This is a genomic window from Cryobacterium sp. TMT2-10, assembly GCF_004403075.1.
GTDB classification, from domain to species: Bacteria; Actinomycetota; Actinomycetes; order Actinomycetales; family Microbacteriaceae; genus Cryobacterium; species Cryobacterium shii.
On sequence record NZ_SOGW01000129.1, the window covers coordinates 1 to 3,167 of the forward strand.

Below are 3,167 nucleotides of genomic sequence, written 5' to 3' on the forward strand. Positions count from 1 at the left end.
ATGGGCGCGCCGCTGCCGGATCCCGTCGTTCGTGAAGCTGCAGCGCTCGATCGTGAAGCACCGCGCTGCGATCCTCGCCTCGATCGAGCACGGTCTCTCCAACGGCCGGATCGAATCCGTCAACACCAAGATTCGACTCATCACCCGAATCGCCTTCGGCTTCAAATCATCCGACGCCCTCATCGCCCTCGCCATGCTCAGCCTCGGCGGCCACAAGCCAGTGCTCCCCGGCCGGGTTTAACCCACGGTTACGACAGGAGAGCCAAAAAATTCGGTTATTTTCAAATCGACAATTACAAGGGGCAGGACTCTGAGGCGTCCGACTCGCTGATCACGGCTTTCGACTCGCTCAGTGCCAATCCGCTTGTGACAGCGCTTGATTTGAAGGTCTGCGAGTCGCTGACGGTGACCATCGGAGCCCCGACCGGGAGGGAGTCGATCGTCGCAGAACTCCAGCAGCTCGCCTCTGATCCCGCGCTGGCCGGTATCACCTTCGAGGTTCTCGGCGACGGCTATGCCCGGCTCTCCGTCACCGCGGCGACGGCCGAACTTGCTCCGTTCTTTGACTTCCTGCGGGCCACGCCGGGAGCGACCTCCTACGAGAGCAAGGACAACGTCATCGCCGTCGACGTGTCCAGCCCAACCCAACTTCGCTCTATAGCCCTGGTGATCGAGGCAGCGCCGAAATCGGCAGCGGTCGGCCTCGTCACTGTTTCCACGCCGGGCGCTGTTGTCTACGTCAACGGCGACGGTACGACCGCCGCTCAGGTCGGCCTCGCCGAGGCCATGCTGGCGCTCGATGCCCGGGTGCCCGTCTACTCTGGGCCGGCGCGATCAAGTTCACGCCGTATCCGTACAGTTCGGTGGTCGTGCATCGGATCGTCGATGCGGTCATGGCCAGCGGGCTCTGGCGGAGCGCCGGGGTGAAGATTGACGTGCCCAGTCCCGGTCGCGAGATGGTCTTCAGCGTCGAGGTTGCTGCTGGTGGAACCCAGATCACGACGACGGGAACAGGCGCAGACACGGCTACCGCCAGGGCCCTCAAAGACCTCAACGGCTCTTGGGCGACCGCCCGGCAGTGGGTAACGGCGGCGAAGGCGTAGCCTCAGCGGCTACGGGCGTCGTAGCCGGCCCCCAGACGGTGCGGATTTCAGCCTGAGGGGCCCCAAATCGACCTTCGATCGCCTCGGGAAGGTCGATTTGGGACCCCTCGCGGGTGGGAGGAGGCACCAGAACCGCCCCGGCAGGTTAGTGGTACGATATCCAGTACCACAATTCGAGCGAAGGAGGAGAACATGGCCATCACGGCTTCCCAGGCGCGGGCACAACTGTTCCCGTTGATCGAGAAAGTCAATCAGGACCACCTGCCGATCGAGATCGTCTCGAAGAAGGGCAGCGCCGTTCTGATGTCGCTGGCCGATTATCAGGCTCTCGAAGAAACCGCCTATCTGCTGCGCTCCCCCGCCAACGCGACGCGGCTGCTCGAGAGCATCGCCCAACATCGAGCCGGCAAGACGACCGAGCGCCCACTCGCCGAGTGAACATCGTCTTCACCGACGTGGGCTGGAACGACTACCAGCACTGGGTAGCCACGGACAAAGCCATGGTCAAGCGCATCAACAAGCTCATCGCCGAGGTACAAAGAACGCCGTTCAGCGGTATGGGTAAACCCGAGGCGCTCAAGCACCAGCTGTCGGGATACTGGTCCCGCCGAATCACGGAGGAGCACCGCCAGGTCTATGCCGTGGAAGAGAACCAGATTGTTGTGATCGCCGCGCGGTACCACTACTCGTACTACAGTCGCGTTTATGGGGCGTGTCCGCGGGTTCGATAGTGATGTCGTTTCGCGGTTTGTTGATGTCGGCGTCGCCAGCGTGAGCGACTGAGGACACGTTCGGGGTCCGGCGGCTCGCTGAAGATCAGACGGACAAGAAGGTACCTGATCTCGGGCAGGCTCAGGGCGATGAGGTCGTTTGCGCCCGTATGGTGAATTGAGACAGAGGTAAGGAGAATCTGTTTCATGTCGAATCGTCGTACGTTCAGTGCTGTGTTCCGGGCCGAGGCCGTAGAGCTTGTCATTTCATCGGGCCGGCCGATCGCTCAAGTTGCACCCGAGATCGGGGTCGTCGAGGGGACGTTGGACAATTGGGTTCGCGTCTGGAAAGAGGAACACCCTGAGGCCGGTGCCGCCGAGCCGGGCCCGGTCGAGTGGGCCAAGTACAAGGCCCTGCAAGCCGAGAACGCTGAGCTGAAAAGGGAGATCGATTTCCTGGGAAAAGTCAGCTCCTTCTTCGCCGCGAAGCAACGATGAACGACTATTTCGTCTTCATCTTGACGGAGAAGGCCTCCTTTCCCATTGACTGGATGTGCCAGAAGCTGAAGGTCTCCCGGGCCTCGTTCTACCGCTGGTTGCGCCCGAACGTGCCGACGCCGACCCAGGTCCGCCACGACGAGCTCGACGCTCACGTCGTGCGCGTCTACACGCGGGAGAAGGGCAGGGCCGGCCGGGACCAGATCACCACGATCCTGGGCCTGGAAGGCGTCAACATCGCCTGCGGCACGGTCGGGTCCATCCTGGGCGACCACGGCCTCCGCGCCGTCCGGATGCGGGCGTGGAAGAACACCACGACTGTCGCCCCGGACGCTCGGACCGAGCACATCCAGAACCACATGCTCGATCAGGAGGGGACGCGCGACTTCACGTCGACCGTCCCGGGAACCCGGTTCTGCGGGGATATCACCTACTTGCGCACTGGCTCCGGATGGCTCTACCTGGCGACCGTGATCGACCTCTGCACCCGGATGGTGGTGGGCTGGTCGATGGCCAGCCACATGCGCACCAGCCTGATCATCGGCGCCCTAGAAATGGCGCGCGACCACGGCCACCTCGACACGGCCGGCGCCATTTTCCACTCCGACCGCGGAGCCCAAGGCGGATTCAACCGGTGGAAGCAACACCTCGATTATGGAGGTGGATTATGGGACGTCCGAAGGGTTGGATGGCCACGCAACTCGGGCGGGAGCCGATGCGGTCGCCGGGCCGACCGCCGGGCCGACCGCCGGGCCGGCCGCCGGGGTGGCGCCGGGAACACCGGCAGGATTTCTGGGACCTCGTGGGGCAGGGTGTCTCGAGCGAGGAGGCTGGCGAGCGGGCCGGCGTGTCGGCG

6 protein-coding genes are annotated in these 3,167 nt (G+C 63.7%); all 6 read left to right on the forward strand.

Annotated elements, in window-relative coordinates; genetic code table 11:
• Nucleotides 1-241 (forward strand): transposase (locus tag E3T37_RS16110; protein WP_166789193.1); only part of this gene is annotated, 241 nt, incomplete at its 5' end.
• Between the two features lie 125 nt (nucleotides 242-366).
• On the forward strand, nucleotides 367-927 hold the full coding sequence (locus E3T37_RS16115; RefSeq protein ID WP_134368286.1) for a hypothetical protein: 561 nt from the start codon (nucleotides 367-369) through the stop codon (nucleotides 925-927).
• A 368-nt stretch (nucleotides 928-1,295) separates the two neighbouring features.
• On the forward strand, nucleotides 1,296-1,541 hold the full coding sequence (locus E3T37_RS16125) for a type II toxin-antitoxin system Phd/YefM family antitoxin (protein ID WP_134368288.1): 246 nt from the start codon (nucleotides 1,296-1,298) through the stop codon (nucleotides 1,539-1,541).
• On the forward strand, nucleotides 1,538-1,834 hold the full coding sequence (locus E3T37_RS16130; protein WP_134368289.1) for a Txe/YoeB family addiction module toxin: 297 nt from the start codon (nucleotides 1,538-1,540) through the stop codon (nucleotides 1,832-1,834). Before E3T37_RS16125 ends, E3T37_RS16130 begins: the two co-directional genes overlap by 4 nt.
• Before the next feature lie 186 nt (nucleotides 1,835-2,020).
• Nucleotides 2,021-2,311 (forward strand): transposase, encoded by a 291-nt coding sequence (locus tag E3T37_RS16140; protein ID WP_134368291.1) that lies wholly within the window; start codon nucleotides 2,021-2,023, stop codon nucleotides 2,309-2,311.
• The coding region (locus tag E3T37_RS16145) for a DDE-type integrase/transposase/recombinase (RefSeq protein ID WP_166806124.1) at nucleotides 2,308-3,167 on the forward strand (860 nt) is incomplete at its 3' end. The genes E3T37_RS16140 and E3T37_RS16145, both read left to right, overlap by 4 nt.